The organism is Mucilaginibacter sp. P5_A6 (genome assembly GCF_056400585.1).
In genome coordinates, this window is record NZ_JBFUKZ010000069.1 from 1 (window position 1) to 3,379 (window position 3,379).

At 37.8% G+C, this 3,379-nt stretch carries 5 protein-coding genes; 4 read left to right on the forward strand and 1 reads right to left on the reverse strand.

The window, feature by feature from the left end; all coding sequences use genetic code 11:
• Positions 1-306: 306 nt before the first annotated feature.
• Positions 307-1,746 (reverse strand): tetratricopeptide repeat protein, encoded by a 1,440-nt coding sequence (locus AC1DO4_RS27635; protein WP_477420996.1) that lies wholly within the window; start codon positions 1,744-1,746, stop codon positions 307-309.
• Positions 1,747-2,292: 546 nt separating this feature from the next.
• Between AC1DO4_RS27635 and AC1DO4_RS27640 the strand changes: the two genes are divergently transcribed.
• The 4 genes from AC1DO4_RS27640 to AC1DO4_RS27655 all read left to right on the forward strand — a co-directional run.
• Positions 2,293-2,448, forward strand: coding sequence for a hypothetical protein (locus AC1DO4_RS27640; protein ID WP_477420997.1), 156 nt, complete (start codon positions 2,293-2,295; stop codon positions 2,446-2,448).
• A gap of 70 nt (positions 2,449-2,518) precedes the next feature.
• Positions 2,519-2,662 carry a hypothetical protein gene (locus tag AC1DO4_RS27645; RefSeq protein WP_477420998.1) on the forward strand — a complete coding sequence of 48 codons (144 nt, stop codon included), beginning with the start codon at positions 2,519-2,521 and terminating at the stop codon, positions 2,660-2,662.
• 45 nt (positions 2,663-2,707) lie between these two features.
• A complete protein-coding gene (locus AC1DO4_RS27650; protein ID WP_477420999.1) occupies positions 2,708-2,863 on the forward strand; it encodes a hypothetical protein in 156 nt (51 codons plus the stop codon).
• A 64-nt stretch (positions 2,864-2,927) separates the two neighbouring features.
• Positions 2,928-3,379 (forward strand): hypothetical protein (locus AC1DO4_RS27655; RefSeq protein WP_477421000.1); only part of this gene is annotated, 452 nt, incomplete at its 3' end.

Here is a 3,379-nt window from a genome sequence, read left to right on the forward strand (position 1 = left end):
CGTTCAGACAACGTTCAGACAAAGGACTTTCGGACAAAGGACTTTCGGACAAAGGATTTTCGGACAAAGGATTTTTGGATAAAAGATAAAAGATAACAAAAACGGCCGGTGAATACTGGCCGTTTTTGTTATAGACATCCTATGCGAAAGCATTCAAAGTATGTCGGCTTATCATCTTCATTGGACTCTCGTACAGTCCGAAACCACCCTGTTGTCCTGCGTCCGAGAGTCCTTTGTCTGAACGTCCGAGAGTCCTTTGTCTGAACGTCCGAAAGTCCTTCGTCCAAAAATCCTTTATCCAAAAAACTACGTAGTAGTGGTGCGCGATGGGTTATGCAGCATATCGCTCATGTCAATGATTTTTTCGTCGATCTCGGATACGCATTTGTCCATCATCGAAATGCACTCCTCCTGATCTACCAGGCCTTCTTTTTCGAGATTGATAAGGCCGCGCAGAGTAGCTATAGGGCCCCTTATCTGGTGCGACAGGTAGGATGAATGTTCGGATAATTTCCTGTTCTTGATCTGAAGATCTTTGGTACGCTCGTCAATGATCTCTTCCAGATGGTGATTAATACGGTCGAGGTTGTCCTTTTGCCGGGATACTTCGCCGTTAAGTAAAGTAAGCTGTACATTGGTTTTAGCCTTGCGCTTCACATTGCCTACCAATAGTCCTATCACAACCAATAAAAGCCCGGCAACTATAGTTACGGCCCAAAACTTGGTACGGTCATATGCCTGCCGTTCTGCCACGCGCTCGTTTTCCTTTATCTGCTCATCCTGTTTGCGGGTAGCTTCTATCAGTTTCATTTGCACCGAGGTATTGGTTTTGAAAGTTGCGCTATCTACACGGTAAATCTCGCGTAAATAAAACAGGGCCTCGTTATAATTTTTGCGGTTATAAGCCAATTCATAATTGGTGTGCTTATAGTCATATTCAAGCTTAGGATCATTAATCAGCTGCGTGTATGCAACCCCCTCTTTAACTACCTTTTCTGCCTCATCAAACCTCTTCTGGTTCATGTATAGTGAAGCCAGCGTTAAATCAATACTTGCTATCGGCTCATTTAAATCAAGGTGTTTGGCGGCGCTGTTGGCCTCAAGCAGCATTGCCAAAGCTTTATCATACTCCCCTAACTTAAAGTAAACCACCCCTGTATTCTGCACGCATTGAACCAGGTTAACAGAATCCTTTAGCGTAATGAACATAGCTTTGCTTTGACCATAATATTTTAAAGCCTGCGTATAGCTGTTTCTGCGGGTATAAACGTTACCTATGTTTAAATTGAGCGATGCTACTAAACCTACATTATTAATTTTATTGGCGATAGCCAGCGATTTAAAAAAATAATCAAGCGAGCGGTTGGTATCATGGTCGCGGTAAATATTACCCATGTTATTGTACACTTTTGCCTCGCCGCCCAAATTATTGGCCCTGGTAAAAAAAACCACCGCATTTAAATAACTGCTGAATGCCTTTTCGGGCTGATCCATATAAAACATGGCCAAACCCGAAACCCGGTAAGCCTCGGCAATACCATTGTTATAGTTCATTTTACGAGCCAGATCCATTGCCCGGGTAGCATCGGTAAGCGTTTGCTGAGGTTGGGTTAAGCGGTTGTCATAAGCTTGTTTATTAATGCGTATAACCTCGCTTGTATCTGCTGTAATCGCCTCATCTAATTCCTTCGCGTATATAGTAAATACAGTAAAAAAGAATAAAAGAAAACTAAGGGCTTTTTTCATTAAAACACTTTTACGTGATATTGAATGGGAAAGTTATAAATTATACTGAAATATACATAAAAACAACAGAAAAAAGATTGTTGAAAATTATTTCATATTTATTACTTAAAAAACTAAAAAACATATATATATTTGGCTTGTTAATTAATTGATATTCAGTTAATTAATTGTATATTATTGTGCATTTTATTATATTTCAGGGCATAAAAAAACTGTTTCGGGCTACGCTTTAAGTAGTGAAAATATTAAACTGCTTTATATGTTACCAATACACTACCTGATAATGAAAATAATTAAAAAGTATAACAATGTTTTTTAATTAACAATTGGGTATAGTGTTTAAAATTAACAATTTATTTTATAATAACGCAAAAAAACATAATAAAACTGTAAGGTATTTCTGGCAGTTTTTATACAAAAAAGAAAGTAAATTATAATCTATAAACAGCTTTTACATACCGGTAAAAATACCGGAAAGTATTATTTGGCACATATGGTTAATTATTACTTAATTAAATAGAATACTAATATAAAATATTAATATATATGAAAAAATTCATTCTCTTAGCGTTGCTTGTATCAGGCACAGGAGTTTTATCATCAACGGTTTTAGTATCGCCAAAAAAGGCCGAACAGCCAATGGCCACCAGCATTATAATAAACAACAATGGGTTTAAAAAAGATTTGGGCGTTGCCGACTAATCTTTTTATTAAGGCGTAGCAAGCATTCAAAATCAAGACAATCCGGTATTCAAAATATTATTTAACGATCATGAAAAAGTTAATCACAATCACCTTAGCAGTTTTATTCACAGGCGCCATCTTATCATGCAAAAAAGAAAGCGTGGTTCCTGAAACCACCACACTGCACTCTTTTGCCACCAATGTCAAAAAAGACCTGGGTACAGCTGATTGATCTTAAACATGATTTATATAAAACATTTAAAAAATTAAAAACGACATGAAAAAATTTATCATCGTAACCATTGTAAGCTTAAGTGTAGCTACTGGTATTTTATCATCACAAACCACAACAAAACAAACTGTAAAACCAGAAGTGGCAACGCTTACTTCATCAAAATCTGGATTTAGAAAAGATTTAGGCCAGGCCGACTAATTACCAAACACCAACAATTTATTAACAAAATATTTATACCACCACCCTACAAAATACAACAATCATGAAAAAGTCATCAATCATAGCAATATTAGCATTAAGCACTTTCCTTACATCATTTACTTCTGATACAAAAACTGAAACTCCATCTAATCAAAGTACGGCTTTCACCGGTGGCCCGAAAAAAGACTTAGGCACTGCTGACTTTGCTTTCACCGGCGGTCCGAAAAAAGATTTAGGTACTGCTGATTTCGCTTTCACCGGCGGTCCGAAAAAAGATTTAGGCACTGCCGATTTCGCTTTCACAGGTGGGCCGAAAAAAGATTTAGGTACTGCTGACTTTGCTTTCACCGGTGGCCCGAAAAAAGATTTAGGTACTGCTGACTTCGCTTTCACTGGTGGTCCGAAAAAAGATTTAGGTACTGCTGATTTCGCTTTCACCGGCGGTCCGAAAAAAGATTTAGGTACTGCTGATTTCGCTTTCACCGGCGGTCCGAAAAAAGATTTAGGTACTGC